The following is a 14,156-nucleotide window of genomic DNA, read 5'->3' as shown; positions in this document are numbered from 1 at the left end:
CATGCACGCCATCGAATTCAATCACGATTGGTCTTACCGCCATCTCGACGTCTCGGATGAAGCGTTTGTTCCGGTGACGCTTCCGCATGACGCGATGATCAGCGAGGCGCGCACCCCGCTTGCGGTCAGTGGGGTGAACTCCGGATGGTTCGAGGGCAGGGACTATGAATACGTGCGTCGGTTCACCCCCGGCCCTGAGCTTGCCGGCCGGACGATGATTCTCGAATTCGAAGGCGTGTATCACAATGCCGAAGTCTGGATCAACGGCGAACAGGCCATATTCCGCCCGTACGGGTACACGAACTTCACAGTGGACGTGACCGACCGATTCATCGTTGGCCGAGAGAACGAGATCCGGGTCATCGCGCGCAACGCCGACCAGCCCAACTCCCGCTGGTACTCCGGTGCCGGCATCTATCGTCCGGTGACGCTATGGATCGCCCCACACGATCACATTCAGCTCGACGGCGTATCCGTACGCACCGTTTCCATCGGCTCAGGCTCACCGAATGGCACCGAGCCGGCACAAGTCGAATTCACTGTAGAAACCACCGCCCCCGGTGCAGTTTCCATCGCTATTGAGCAACTCCCAACGGTAAGCGCCGGCACGTTCGACGTGACCGGAGATGACTATTCCAATACTTCCGGCGATACCATCCAGTCGCCCCCTCAAACGGTTGCTGACGGCGAGCACAAAGCCACCATCACCCTCGATATTCCGGGCGCCCGCCTGTGGTCGCCGGACGAACCGAACCTGTACGCCGCGCACATTGCTTACGTTTCCGCCACTGATCCAACCATCACCGACGCAACAGACGTCACGTTCGGTATCCGCGAACTTGCCTGGGGACGTGACGGTCTTACCATCAACGGCAAGCGCGTCATCGTCCAAGGTGCCTGCATCCATCACGACAACGGCATACTCGGCGCCTGCGCCTATGCGGATGCCGAAGAACGCAAAATCGCCTTGCTGAAAGCCAATGGCTACAACGCCATCCGTTCCGCCCATAATCCCTGCTCCAAGGCCCTGCTCGACGCGGCCGACCGGCTCGGCATGCTCGTCATGGACGAATACATCGACCACTGGTACATCCATAAAACCCAACACGACTACGTGGATTACTTCGACCAGTGGTGGAAGGCCGACCTGACGGATATGGTCGTCAAGGACCGCAACCATCCGAGTGTCATCATGTACTCCACCGGCAACGAGGTGGGGGAGACCGCCCAAAAGCGCGGAATTGCGCTCGCCGGCGACATGACCGACTTTCTGCACCGCCTCGACCCGATCCGTCCGGTGACCTGCGGCATCAACATCTTCTTTAATTTCCTCACGTCCATCGGCATCGGTCAGTTTTCGGACAACAAAGCCGCCAAAGAAGCCGCAGTCGCGCAAAAGCGTCGCGCCGCCGGGAAAATGGTGCACAAGCGCAACGTTGTCGGCAGTGAGTTCTTCAATGCCATGACCAGCAAACTCGGTGCCGGTTTCATGAAAACCATGGCCACTCTGCCCATGTGCGATTGGGTTACGCGCGATGCCTTCGCACGGATGGACATTGCGGGCTACAATTACGGCATCAAACGGTACGCCCATGATTTGAAGAAGTACCCGGACCGGCTCATCCTCGGTTCTGAGACCTTCTGCAGTGACGCCTACCGGTTCCGTGAATTCGTCAAAAACAATCCGCGTCTTATCGGCGACTTTGTATGGTCCGGAATCGATTATCTTGGTGAAGCCGGCGTAGGCGCTTGGGAGTATGAGGATTACGCCAGTCTGAACATTGAATTCGGCTGGCTGACCGCAGGGTCCGGACGCCTCGATTTGACTGGCAAACCGCTCGGCGAGGCGCTGTATACCCGTGTGGCGTTGGAAGCTGAACCCGGTCCGTACATTGCCGTCAGCCCGGTCAATCATACCGATCGCAAGCATTCGCCCAGTTCGTGGAAGATGACCGGTGCCCGCGATTCGTGGAGCTGGAACGGCTGCGAGGGAGCCAAAGCCAATGTTGAAGTGTACGCGCGCGCCGCATCGGTGGCATTGCTGATCAACGGCAAGGAAGTGGATCGCAAGGAACTGAACGATACCTGCCTCGCGCTATTCGCAGTCGTTTGGCGGCCGGGCATAATCGAAGCGGTCTCCTACGATGCTTCCGGCCATGAAATCGGGCGTACGTCACTGACCAGTGCGTCCGAACATACTATGCTGGCCGCCGAAGTCGAGTGGTCGGGTGCCGGCAGATCGTGCGGTAACGGTCATGCTGGGCCAGTCGCCGCCAACGAACCGGTAACCGTCGCTCCCGGGCATCTTGCTTTTGTACGTGTACGGTACACCGATGAGCACGGCATTACCAAACCCCTTGAACGAGGCACGTTGCGCGCGTCGGTCAAGGGCGGCATCCTGCTTGGTTTCGGTTGTGCGGCCCCCTATAATACCGGCAGTTTCGTGACCGGCGTGACGGACACTTACTATGGTGAAGCGCTCGCTGTAGTACAGGCTCCTGAAACCGCCGCCCCTGGTGATGTTGTCGGCCTCACGGTGAGCGACGGCGGTCGTACCGCATCACTTGCCATTCCGGTTGGCTGATGGGCTGATTGGCCGGCAGACTCCGTAGCCTTTCGAGCATGCAGCACATACGAATGGACCCCGACCATCGTGGTCAGGGTCCATTCGTTGTCGTCTCTGTTAATGCTCGCTATGAGCGAAGGGTCACTCGGTGACAGCCTTCTTCAGCAGGGAGCCGGCGGAAATGCGCACGCCGTAGGAAGCCGGGATGTTGATGGTCTCGCCGGTGCGCGGGTTGCGGCCGGTGCGAGCAGCGCGCTTGACACGCTCGGCGGAGAAGAGACCGGTGAGCTTCAGGCCTTCGCCGGACTTCAGAGCCTCGACGAACACATCCTGGAAGGCGTTGACAGCAGCCTCAGCCTGGGCCTTGGTCAGGTTAGACTTCTGGGCGATCTTCGAGACGAGATCAGACTTGTTGTATGCCATAAAGCATCCTTCTTGGGTCAGGGGACAAGCACTGCCGCTTGTCCGCGTCATCACATGATGATAGCGCATGAATCTGCCGAAACCCGCGATTTATAAGGGTTTTCACAACTTTTTACCCGTTTTGTACGTCGAAATAGGCGTTGAACGAGTTCTGAAAGGGGGTAAACCGGAATGAACTGGTTCCTAAGCGTCCGTTCAGACGAGATTATGGTTGTCCAGCCATTTCATCGCAGCGGCTCCCAGAGGGATTCTCAGCCAATAGAACACCACACGATGCAGCAACGTGGCGGAAAGCGCAACACCTTGGGGAACGCCGAATGCCACGAACGCGAATGTCAACGCGGCCTCCACGCCGCCCAAACCGCCGGGTGTGGGCACGGCCGAACCCAGTGCATAGGCGAGCATGAACACGAAAGTGACCTCGATCGGATTCGCGGCCTGTCCGAAAGCCAATAGCGCCGCCCAGAACGCCAGACCGGTGGTGATGTTCTGGAACAGGGCGCCGAGGCAGCTCGCCGTCAACTCCTGCGGGTGCGACAGCACATCGAGCAGCTGATTGACATAGTTCTTCGCCAAGGGCATCAGGCGGCGAGTCACCCAGTGACGTGCGGGCGGAATCATCATCGTCACCGAAAGCACCACGACCACGATGCCCAGCACAATCACCAACGTGTTCGTCGGAATGGATCCGGTGAAGGTATTGCGACCGGTGAACAGGCCGATGATGACCAGCATCGTGAAATACACGGCGTAATACACCACCAGTGCGGCGCTCATGATAGCCGTGGCCTGAGTGTTACGGTAGCCGGATTTGCGCAGGAACTGAAGGTTGACGAACGATGGTCCCACGCCGGCTGGCATGGACACGGTGGCGAATCCGCCGGCGACCTGGCTCATGAACACGCCTACGGTATCGCGTCGGTTGCGGTTCATCAACGCACCCAGCGAAATGGACGAACCGATCCAACCGCATACGCCAAGCGCCATGACCACCAATGCCATGATCGGGTTCGCGTTCCTGATCGCGGCGATGATCTCTTCGGGATTGAGCTGCGTGAACACCACCACTACGGCCACGATGATCAGCAGCATGGTCAACATCGATCGCCAGGAGAAGCGGGCGAGCGTGACCGGTTCGGTGTTCTCCGCAAGTTCCTCGTCCGTCATCGCGTTGATACGGGTACGCAAGTCGGCGAGCAGCTGCTTGTCCCATGTGCCTAACGCGCGTGTGGCGGAAGGCACGGCGACCTTCTGGATAAACGGCACCAGCATGGTCAACGTGGTCTGTCCCCAAGCCTCATGCGCCGCCTCGATGGTGTCGTCCACGCCGATCAATGCGGCGAACAGGGCCAGCAGTTGCACTTTGTCAAGCGCCATGTTCGCGGGGGCTGAAGCATTGTCACCGTTATGCCAGCCGGCGATCACCCGGGTGCCGTCGTCGAGTCTGGCCAACGTGTTCGGTGTGATGCGTCGATGCGTATATCCTCGTCGATTGGCCACGGACAGGTAACGCATATACGCCACGGCATCGGCCTTGGTCAGCGTACGCAAATTCGCCGGCAAACCTATGGTGTGCGCATCAAGCACCAGAATGGCCGATTCATCGGTGTCGGCCATGCCGTACGGGCTGGGAGCGGGCAGTTTGATGGCATTGAGGCCCAACAGCATCGCGAAATGATGCTGCACGGATTCACGTACCGAACGATCTCGCCTGATGGATACGCTGGTGAACCGCACCCAGTCCCATAATTGCTTCAGATAGCCCACGGAATGGGATTGTGCGTCCAGTACGGAGACGATGAAACGACGTCCTCCCGTAGTCTCCAAGTCGTAGATGCGTGAGCCTTCAGCCAGATCGTCGTCAAGGGTGGCCGCCAGTGAGCCATGCCCGGCAAGGGGCGCGTCTTGATGGCGAATCAGCGAAACCGGATCCAAGCCGATACCCTTGAGCGCGTTGATCAACTCGTTGCCCCATACGCCGGTGTTCTGTGTGCCGATGAGGAATCGGATCAGCATGCCTACCGTGCGTCCGGCGGCCATCGATACCAGCATGCCGGTGACCGAATGCCAGGAAAGCACCACCATCACCGCAGCGGTGGCATAGAGTATGTTCCAACTCCATTTCACCGAGGAGCGGATGCGCCGGGGGCCGGCGGCGGTCAGAAACGCGGCCATACCCGCGTAGATATCCGGTAGCAATGTGGAGCCGAATGTGGTGGCGGCCGAGACCAACGCCATCGATAACGTGGCGTCATGGAGGCCGCTGATCAATACGGAAATCGCCCATACCGCGCCATATCCGGCGAACATGGACAGTGCCGAGACCGCAGCTTCCAGCCATGCGCGTGTGAGCAATAACTGTCCGAGCACAATAACCACGATGACGATGGTGGCCAGCTGAGTGAGCACGGTGGACGGGAAATCCGCCAGCCAGTTGATGGCCTGCGCGGCGGTGTGTGCGTCGTCTTCCACGCCGCGCGTCATGCCGCCCAGGTATACGGCGAATACCATAACCACCGCGGCCATCAGCAGTGAGAGTGCAGCGCGGGTCAAATCAGCAAAATCATGTGTCCGACGTGGGGGCACGTCTTCGATAAACGGGCCGTCCGACGCCGTCCGCTCGGTGTTCGGTGACGGTGTCGCTGCGCTTATGTGTCGTTCCGCTGGGGACTGATGTTCACTGGCCATGGATCGGTGTCGCACCTGCCTTATACCGGATTGGATGATGGGAAGGCAACCTGGACCGAAAAGTCCGGGACGTGAGAGTTATAGGAAGCTGAAAGCAGAACAGGCACAAGCCCTGCGGAGTGCCGCGTGGACTCGTGCCTGTCAGCCGGTTTCGTCAAACGGGTCAGCGGTCGAACTCAACGAGCTTGGAAGCCACACCCGTGTATGTAGCAGGCGTCAAAGCCTTGAGACGCGCCGCGGTTTCAGGATCGAAGGACTGCTGGTCGATGAACGCCTCGACCTGTTCCTTGTTGATCTCGTGACCGCGCATGAGCTCCTTGACCTTCTCGTACGGCTTGTCCATGCCGGGCAGGCTCCTGAGCTCACAGGCGCGCATGGCGGTCTGGATCGGCTCGCCAAGCACCTCCCAGTTCTCGTCCAGCTCGCGGGAGATCACATGATCGTTCGGGTGAATGGACTTCAGGCCACCCATCAGGTTGTACAGGGCCAGCTGGGAGTAGCCGAGCGCGGAACCGATGTTGCGCTGGGTGGTGGAGTCGGTCAGATCGCGCTGCCAACGGGATTCCACAAGGGTGGCGGACAGCGTGTCGAGCAGCGAGCAGGAGATCTCGAAGTTCGCTTCGGCGTTTTCGAAGCGAATCGGGTTCACCTTGTGCGGCATGGTGGAGGAACCGGTGGCACCCTTGACCGGCACCTGGGCGAACACGCCACGGGAGATGTACATCCAGACATCCACGCACAGGTTGTGCATGATGCGGTTGGCATGGGAGACGGTGGAGTAGAGCTCGGCCTGCCAGTCGTGGGATTCGATCTGGGTGGTCAGCGGGTTCCAGGTCAGTCCCATGCGGTTGGTCACGAACTCGCGGGAGACGGCGATCCAATCCACATCCGGGCAGGCGGCCAAATGAGCGCCGAACGTGCCGGTGGCACCGTTGATCTTGCCCAGATACTCCTGGTTTTCGATGTTCTTCAACTGACGGTTCAGACGGTAGACATAGACGGCCAGCTCCTTGCCGAGCGTGGTGGGGGTTGCCGGCTGACCATGGGTCAGGGAGAGCAGTGCCTTATCCTTGTATTCCTCGGCCTTTTCGGCCAAGTGGTCGATGATCTCCTTGAACGCCGGGGTCCAGACGTTCTCCATCGCGTTCTTCACACAACGGGCGATGGACAGGTTGTTGATGTCTTCGGAGGTGCAGGCGAAATGCACCAAGGTCTTCAAGGCGTCGTTGATGTTGGTCAGCTCGGCCGGAGCCTTGTCGATCTGATCGTCGATGTAATACTCCACAGCCTTCACATCATGGTGGGTGACGGCTTCGTGGGCGGCGTGGGCGGCGATGCCTTCGGCGCCGAAATCCTCGGGGATGGCGCGCAGGAAGGACTTCTCTTCCTCGGTGAACGGCTTGACGCCGTCCACGACCGGCTGGTTGCCGTTGCCTTCGAATCCGTTGGCCAGAAGAATCATCCACTCGACCTCGACGCGCATGCGTTCGCGGTTCAGAGCAGGCTCGCTCAGGTATTCCACAAGCGGAGCGGTGGCGTTATGATAACGGCCGTCAAGCGGGGTCAGTGCGATTGCGGGGGAAATGTCGGTAAGCTTCATAATCTCCTAGGGTACTTCCAGCCGTGAACCGGTGGTGTCGTACCTTGGCGGGCGGGAATAAGACCGTCGAGCAGCGGTGGCTGTACGCTTGAGTGATTATGGACAATGCGCGAATACTGGTCATTGAGGATGATGCGGATATCAACGAGGTGGTCTGCACACGGCTCGCGAAGGCGGGTTGCTCCTGCACTCCCGCATATTCCGGTTCAGAGGCGCGGTTGCTGTTGGACCGGGGTGCCGGCTCCTGCGGTATTCGGGATGCTGCAGGATCTGACGAATTATGCGCATACGACTGCATCGTCACTGATCTCATGCTTCCAGGTCTCAGTGGAGAGCGGTTGATAGCCGAGCTCCGTGAACGCGGCGCGGGCGTGCCTATTATCGTGATTTCCTCGCGGGACACCGTGGCCGATCGCGTGACGTTGCTGAAGCTCGGTGCCGACGATTATCTCGTCAAGCCGTTCGATCTGGACGAGCTCGTCGTGCGTGTCGAAGCCCAATTGCGCGGCCGAGGATATGGCCGTTGTGCTGAGACGCCCGTGGCTCCGGCGGAAGGCGGCGTCGGCGATTCCCGGTCTGTGCCGCGGAAAGGGCAATCATCTCGGCAGAGCGGGGAAGCGCATAACATTGCGGTCGTGGACGGTGCGCAAGGCCATGCTGTCACTGCCGGACGATGGACTCTTGACCCGTTCTCCCATGTGTTCACCGTCGATGCGCAGCCGGTGGCGCTCACCAACACTGAATTCAGCATTATCGAACTGCTGATGACCCATCCCAATGCGGTTTTCACCAAACAGCAGGTATACGAGTTGTGTTGGAACGAGCCGTATATGGTGGACGACAACACCGTCACCGCGCATGTGAGCAAGATTCGAGCCAAATTGAAGCCTTCTGGCACCGAAACGTACATCAAAACCGTTTGGGGGCTCGGTTTCAAGCTTGATATGTGAGCGCCGCGTGAGAATCCTTCGTATGTACGCGCAAATCGGCACATGGGCGCGAACATACAAAGGATTCATGTGGCCAAATCCTTTGTATGTACGCGCGGCCGTCGTAAATCGCGCGCACATACAAACGGCTTCACGACAATGCCTGATGGTGCGTCATACTTTCGCAAGGATTTCGTAAGACTTGCGCGAGCACTGCGTGAGCGTTGCGCAAGAACCATTCCGTACGGTAAGTCCCATCAACGCATGATGGACGGGAAAGGAACGCACGATGGATGCGATTCGCATACGCTCGCTTGCCAAGCAGTACGTCGGCAAAAGAGTGGTCGACAAGCTTGACATGACCGTACCGCAAGGGGCGATTTACGGATTCGTCGGCAAAAACGGTGCCGGCAAGTCGACGGTCATGAAGATGATCGCAGGGCTTGCGACGCCGAGCGACGGCGAAATCACGTTGTTCGGCAATATGGCCACCGCAACAGCCGACAGGTCTGGTGGAGTGCAGCGTGTCGGAGCGCTTATCGAAAATCCTGGTCTGTTGCCGCATATGAGCGCATTCGACACGATGATGGCGCAGGCGCTTGCCTTCGGAGTCGCCGATCCGAAACCCGTTTGCCATGCCCTGCTCGACCAGGTTGGTCTGGGCAATACCGGTCGGAAAAAGACCAAAGGATTCTCACTTGGCATGAAACAGCGTCTCGGTATTGCACTCGCCCTCGTCGGCAGCCCCGACCTGCTCCTGCTCGACGAGCCATTCAACGGCCTCGACCCGGAAGGGGCGCGGGGCATGCGCAATTATCTGGTACGACTCAACCAGCAGCGTGGCATCACCATTATCGTCAGCTCGCATGTCCTCGACCAGCTGGAACGTATGTGCACTCATTACGGCGTCATCGCGAACGGCCACATGGTGCGCGAGATGACCGCCGAACAGGTGCAGGCCGACTGCGGAGACAGCCTCACCGTACGTACCGCCGACACCGCCGCCGCACTCGCGATTCTTGAGGAGCGGCTGGCAGACGACTGCGCCAATCCAGTGCGTTTCACTGCCGAACCCGACGGCTCGATCACTATCTCCGGCGGCTTCGACGCGGCCGAAGTCTCGCGCGTTCTGCATGACGCCAACCAGACCGTCCTCGAACTGTCCGCGAAATCGCGTGACATGGAGGACTATTTCGTCGCCCTCATGGACGACGCCCGTATGGAAGGGGACCGATGATGTTCAACCTGCTGCATTCCGACCTGTACCGCCTCATCCACGGCCGCAAATTCTGGGTCGTCACCGTGTTGTCGGTGCTGCTGACCGCCGGCCTGCTCGTCACGCTGGTGCTGCTTGGCGGTGCCGCCGGGGCTACGCAGACCGATGCCGACGGCGTCACGGTTACGGCCAACGCCGCCGGTCTGACGGCGTCCGGACTCGTGATGGACTCACATACCGCGATGTTGTCCAGCTCGGGACTGGGCGGCGGTTCCATGCTGGCCATGTTCGTCGCCGTGCTCGCCGTACTGGCCGTGATGGACGACTGGGACGCCGGCTTCGCCAAGAACCTGCTCGCCGGACGGCGCGGCAGGTCGGGCTATGTCGCCGGGCGACTGGTGCTGGCGGCGTTGCTGACCGTATGGAACATGGTCGTGGCGATCGCCTCGCTGGAGTTGGCGTGCCTTGCGCTCGGCGTTCGGTTCCGCCACGCGGAACGTGTCGGCGTCTATCTGGGATTCTGCGGGCTCAAGATACTTGGCGTGGTCACGTTCGTGCTGATCGTCGTCGCGCTGACGATGATTGTGCGCAGCAAGGCGTTCGGAGTCGCCGCCGCGGTGCTGGTTGGCGCGGGTATCCTGGGATCGCTGGCGAACATCGTCCTGTCGTCGGCCGCCATGTATCTGCCGTGGATGGCGCGACTGACGCCGTGGCTGCCGTCGAACAACGTGAAGCTGTACACCGATGGCACCGGACTGTTCGCCACGACGGCCGGCGGCGCATCGCTCGGCATGCCGGTCTGGGCGCATGCGCTGGTCTGCTTCGCCGGCTGGATCATCCTGTCTGTCGGCGCGACGCTCCTCATCAACCGCCGTCGTGACGTGTGCTGACAATCGGTGACATGGTGATGATGGGACTGCTGGCCGGGCTGGTCGTGGGGATCGCGATCGGCTCGGCCGTGTATGGGCGCGAGATACGGCGGATGGCGCGCTTCCTGCGCGAACGTCCGGCAGAGAGCAATGCACGGTTGAGCGTGGAACTGCCTGACGGGTCGAGCCGTGAACTTGCCCGGGCGATCAACGCGCAACTGGATACGATCCAGACCGAACGGATCACTGCGATGGTCAAGGCGCAGGAATTCCAGCGTGACCTGTCGTCGCTTGCGCATGATGTGCGTACGCCGCTTATGGGAGCGCAGGGGCATATTCAATTGGCGATGGAAGATGCCCGTAGCCAGGCAACAAGGAATCCGGGAACCGAGATGCAACCCCATCCGGCGTCCGATCGCGAGCGCCACTTGGAGGTGGCGTTGCAGCGGTTGGATGACGTGCGAGATCTGCTTGACCAATTGTTCTCCTATGCGCGCGCCGCTGATCCTGATCAGATACTTGATATTGAGCCGGTTGCCGTCCAGCCGTTGATCGCCGAGGTGCTCGTGGGGCATTATCCCGAATTTGAGGAGCGTGGGTGGGAGCCGATACTCGAATTTAACGATGAGCGATTCATGCTGGAAGCTGATCGGACCGCGCTGCGTCGCATTATCGACAATCTCGTCACCAATGCGTTAAGACATGGCGCCGGGGCACCGGTCATCACGCAACGCGGCGACGTGATTGCATTCTCCAACCCCATTGCCGCTCAAGCCGCCGCCGGCATCGATACTGCTCGGCTGTTCGACCGTTTCTATCAGGCGGATGACGCCCGCGGCTCCAAAGGGTCAGGCCTAGGGCTCGCGGTAGCCCAATCCTTGGCCGGGGCCATGCACCTTCATCTGTCCGCCACGGTGGAGCGTGCCACAAACTCCGATGCTGCGGATGCCTTGCTGTCCGTTGCGATCACACCGACTAACTCATGATTCAGGTGATTCAGGTGATTCAGATGATTCAGGCGTTGAGCGGCTGATGGGTGCGTTGCCGCGATACGCCGATATCGACGACCTGTTTTTTGATAACGACCTATCCGCACCGGAACGCGGCGACTAGTCGGCGAACGGTTGGATCTCGGAGGAGGGGGAGTCCGGGGCCAGTGTGGCGGTACTGGTCATGCGACCCTCGAAATAGCGGGTTTCCTTCAATTCACCGCGAATGGTGTCTTGGAAATGCTGCTCATGGCGCTCGACCGCCGGAGACCCGATATCAAGGGCATTGTGGTAGGCGGCCTGATGGTATTTGAGCCAATGGCTGATCTCCTTGCCGTCGGTGGCGCCGCCAGCGACCGGAGCGGCATCATAAGGTGTAAGCCCGTAAATGCGTGTAGCACCTGGAGTACATGCGCCATCCTCATCCACGGTGCTTTCCGTCGGAGCCGGGGCGGGTGACACATGCCCGCTGACGGTCAGCCAATTGTCGGTGGACGGATTGGCGGCACCGTCCAGCGCGGCTACGAACTCATCATCGATTTCCACGCTGGTGACCCACGTGCTGCTCGGAATCGGATGATTCGCCACGGGAGAGCCGGCGGTGACCACATGCTCTATGGTGTAGTCATCCGCCCAATCTGAAGCGATGGTCGCCGCCACGATTCCGCCTTGCGAATGGCCTACCATCGCTACAGGCTCATCGGTGCCGATGCCTGCCTGTTGCATGGCCTCGACGACCATCCGTGCGCTATCCGCTCTGCGTCGACGTTCCTGATCGGAGCTCATGAGCTCCACATTCTGTTCCCAACCGAATGGAGAGTCCGGCTGCCCGTCCGTGCTGGGAATGGTGACCAGCCAGGCATTCGTGCCGTCGCCGCGTTCATATCGTTGAATGGCTATGGTGCCATATTCCAGTCCGCTGCCCAGATCGACCTTGCCGAGGCGCTCTTCCGCCAATCGCCGCAGATTCTCCATCGATTCGCTGACCGTTCCACTGGCACGCACCACATCGACGTCGGTGGTGACCTCGCGTACGGTGAGATGATTGCCTTGCATGATGTCCTTGACCGGTCCGGATACGCTGGCGATTTTGCCGGCACCCTTATTGACCTCATCGGTATGGGCCACGCCTTTGCCTATCGGCACGCCTCCCACCAGAGCGCCGATGCCGCTGATGGCCCCCTCCTGCAGCGGGGAAGTGAACGTGGACATCCACGACGGATCGGGCTTGCCATCAATGCCCCAGCCTGCCAGCAAACCACCTGTGGCCACCGCGCCGAGCCCGATGAGACCGTGCACCGGAGCGGCCTGTATGCCGGCTTGCAACAATTCGGTGAACGCGCGCCGGTTGGCCAACTCCGTTTCGGAATACAGGCTGTGCGCACGAATCAGCAGATTGGCGGTGGCGTAGAGATCGTCGCGCAGTTGCTGGCACGCCGTCGCATGCATGTGGCAACGCTCTCCTAGCGTCGCATAGTCGAGGGTTTCATGCCCCGGAAGGGTCATGGATGGATTCCCGCTGATGAGCGTGGAGCACATGGGCGTACTGTTGCGATGTGACTGGAGCTGCAACGCCACCGATCCCCAAGCGCTCGATAGCGCCGCAAAGCCATCTGCCTCATCGTCCAAGGCCTTGGCCAAAGCTGTGTATTCGGCGACCTGTGCCGGAGCATAGCCCACGCCGCCGTATACCGACGACTCCACTTGCCACCAATCGTTCTGCTCGCTCATGATCGGCTACCTTTGAGCGATGGCGACGGTAGCCGCCATATCCTGATCCAGCAGCAGTATTGACTGCACGACACGGTCCATCCGGGTACGAAACAGATCGGAGGCTTTGCCGGTCCAAGCGATGGTTTTCGCGCGGGATGCCACAACGGTGGCATTATCCGACTGTGTCAACGTGGATCGCTGATGGACGGCGATGAGATTGCGGCTGCGCTCCACGGCGTCATGGCAGGGGCATTGGTCATACCCGAATGGTGTGAACGAATTGCCGGCGAGGCCGGCGAACGGATCAATGGGCGGCGGCGCGGTAGCGGCGTATGAGTTGCGATACATGGTCATAGGACCAGCTAACGGCTTGGGCATGAGCCTTGTCCAGCCGAACCGAGGTATGTGGTTCCAGCTTGCCGTTTTCCGCCTAAGTTATGCACAAATGATGTGGATGGTGCAAACAGAGGAAGTTCATGCTGTGGAATATGGCAACGATGTCACAAAGGGTATCGACGGAACCAGCAGATTGGCCTCATCGATACCCCTTGTATGACATACATTGTGACGTACAAGATGGCCGGACTACCAGGGTTTGGTCGCACCTGTGCCCTTATGCTCGGTGGCTTGTTGCTCGGAGGACTCGGAGGAAGTGGCGTCGGACTGCGTGTCGGTGGATTGCTGATTGGCTTTGAGCAGCTCTTCGACCTGCTTCTTCTGCGCCTCGGTGAGCGAACCGCCCTTCTTGCTCTGGGAGGTGGAGGAGTCCGTCTGCTGCTGCGCCTGAGCGTTGTCGGTGCCTGTGCCGTTGCTTTGCGCCTCGGCACGCTTGAGCGTGATTTTCGTCAGCTTTGAAGATATATCGGCATTCGCGTCAATGGCGTCGCGAATTGAAGGCAGCAGCAACGAGCGCATACGTCCGGCTTCGGCGAACTGAGCATCGGTCTGTTGTTGCTGCGCATGCAACGTGGTGATATCCGTGGAATCATCCTGTGCGGCCTTGATGTTGGCGTTTAACGACTTGGTGGCTTGATTGAACGACCTGGAGGCCGAGAGATTCACTGCAGCCACACCGGCCACGACGATCAACAGTACGGCGACAATCGCCAATGCGATACGTACGCCAAGCGGAGCGCGAGATATGCCACGGCGCGGCATATCAA

Annotated in this window: 11 protein-coding genes; 5 read left to right on the top strand and 6 right to left on the bottom strand. The window is 59.9% G+C overall.

Annotation, left to right across the window (positions count from 1 at the left end; translation table 11 throughout):
- Position 1: 1 nt before the first annotated feature.
- Positions 2-2,584 (top strand): glycoside hydrolase family 2 TIM barrel-domain containing protein, encoded by a 2,583-nt coding sequence (locus tag CUU80_RS04265; protein ID WP_100496118.1) that lies wholly within the window; start codon positions 2-4, stop codon positions 2,582-2,584.
- A gap of 123 nt (positions 2,585-2,707) precedes the next feature.
- On the opposite strand, the gene CUU80_RS04260 is transcribed toward CUU80_RS04265, so the two are convergent.
- The 3 genes from CUU80_RS04260 to purB form a co-directional block, all read right to left on the bottom strand.
- Entirely contained in the window at positions 2,708-2,989 is a 282-nt protein-coding gene (locus CUU80_RS04260; protein ID WP_094667237.1) for an HU family DNA-binding protein, read from the bottom strand.
- 195 nt (positions 2,990-3,184) lie between these two features.
- Positions 3,185-5,677, bottom strand: a complete 2,493-nt coding sequence (locus tag CUU80_RS04255) for a lysylphosphatidylglycerol synthase transmembrane domain-containing protein (protein WP_100496117.1) — start codon at positions 5,675-5,677, stop codon at positions 3,185-3,187.
- Between the two features lie 163 nt (positions 5,678-5,840).
- Positions 5,841-7,277 (bottom strand): adenylosuccinate lyase, encoded by a 1,437-nt coding sequence (purB, locus tag CUU80_RS04250; protein ID WP_100496116.1) that lies wholly within the window; start codon positions 7,275-7,277, stop codon positions 5,841-5,843.
- Positions 7,278-7,375: 98 nt separating this feature from the next.
- Here purB and CUU80_RS04245 point away from each other — a divergent pair, with 98 nt between their 5' ends.
- The 4 genes from CUU80_RS04245 to CUU80_RS04230 all read left to right on the top strand — a co-directional run bounded on the left by CUU80_RS04245 (position 7,376) and on the right by CUU80_RS04230 (position 11,277).
- On the top strand, positions 7,376-8,227 hold the full coding sequence (locus tag CUU80_RS04245) for a response regulator transcription factor (protein ID WP_207760078.1): 852 nt from the start codon (positions 7,376-7,378) through the stop codon (positions 8,225-8,227).
- Positions 8,228-8,495: 268 nt separating this feature from the next.
- Positions 8,496-9,443, top strand: a complete 948-nt coding sequence (locus CUU80_RS04240; RefSeq protein WP_100496115.1) for an ATP-binding cassette domain-containing protein — start codon at positions 8,496-8,498, stop codon at positions 9,441-9,443.
- Positions 9,440-10,312 carry a hypothetical protein gene (locus CUU80_RS04235; protein WP_100496114.1) on the top strand — a complete coding sequence of 291 codons (873 nt, stop codon included), beginning with the start codon at positions 9,440-9,442 and terminating at the stop codon, positions 10,310-10,312. The genes CUU80_RS04240 and CUU80_RS04235 overlap by 4 nt, the downstream gene beginning before the upstream one ends.
- On the top strand, positions 10,306-11,277 hold the full coding sequence (locus CUU80_RS04230) for a sensor histidine kinase (protein ID WP_207760077.1): 972 nt from the start codon (positions 10,306-10,308) through the stop codon (positions 11,275-11,277). Before CUU80_RS04235 ends, CUU80_RS04230 begins: the two co-directional genes overlap by 7 nt.
- Before the next feature lie 123 nt (positions 11,278-11,400).
- On the opposite strand, the gene CUU80_RS04225 is transcribed toward CUU80_RS04230, so the two are convergent.
- The 3 genes from CUU80_RS04225 to CUU80_RS04210 form a co-directional block, all read right to left on the bottom strand.
- On the bottom strand, positions 11,401-13,011 hold the full coding sequence (locus CUU80_RS04225; protein WP_100496113.1) for a PGAP1-like alpha/beta domain-containing protein: 1,611 nt from the start codon (positions 13,009-13,011) through the stop codon (positions 11,401-11,403).
- Between the two features lie 6 nt (positions 13,012-13,017).
- Positions 13,018-13,347 (bottom strand): hypothetical protein, encoded by a 330-nt coding sequence (locus tag CUU80_RS04220; protein WP_100496112.1) that lies wholly within the window; start codon positions 13,345-13,347, stop codon positions 13,018-13,020.
- Between the two features lie 231 nt (positions 13,348-13,578).
- Positions 13,579-14,085: a DUF6466 family protein gene (locus CUU80_RS04210; protein WP_100496391.1), complete on the bottom strand. Its 507-nt coding sequence runs from the start codon at positions 14,083-14,085 to the stop codon at positions 13,579-13,581.
- Positions 14,086-14,156 lie beyond the last annotated feature (71 nt).

The organism is Bifidobacterium scaligerum, assembly GCF_002802865.1.
Taxonomy (GTDB): Bacteria; Actinomycetota; Actinomycetes; order Actinomycetales; family Bifidobacteriaceae; genus Bifidobacterium; species Bifidobacterium scaligerum.
This window is presented reverse-complemented; position numbering and strand designations above follow the sequence as displayed.

Bases quoted from the DNA above. Each gene is read 5' to 3' on its own strand.
- CUU80_RS04245 (WP_207760078.1), top strand. From the start codon at position 7,376: ATGGACAATGCGCGAATACTGGTCATTGAGGATGATGCGGATATCAAC.
- CUU80_RS04235 (WP_100496114.1), top strand. From the start codon at position 9,440: ATGATGTTCAACCTGCTGCATTCCGACCTGTACCGCCTCATCCACGGC.
- CUU80_RS04220 (WP_100496112.1), bottom strand. From the start codon at position 13,347: ATGACCATGTATCGCAACTCATACGCCGCTACCGCGCCGCCGCCCATT.
- purB (WP_100496116.1), bottom strand. From the start codon at position 7,277: ATGAAGCTTACCGACATTTCCCCCGCAATCGCACTGACCCCGCTTGAC.
- CUU80_RS04225 (WP_100496113.1), bottom strand. From the start codon at position 13,011: ATGAGCGAGCAGAACGATTGGTGGCAAGTGGAGTCGTCGGTATACGGC.
- CUU80_RS04265 (WP_100496118.1), top strand. From the start codon at position 2: ATGCACGCCATCGAATTCAATCACGATTGGTCTTACCGCCATCTCGAC.
- CUU80_RS04240 (WP_100496115.1), top strand. From the start codon at position 8,496: ATGGATGCGATTCGCATACGCTCGCTTGCCAAGCAGTACGTCGGCAAA.
- CUU80_RS04260 (WP_094667237.1), bottom strand. From the start codon at position 2,989: ATGGCATACAACAAGTCTGATCTCGTCTCGAAGATCGCCCAGAAGTCT.
- CUU80_RS04255 (WP_100496117.1), bottom strand. From the start codon at position 5,677: ATGGCCAGTGAACATCAGTCCCCAGCGGAACGACACATAAGCGCAGCG.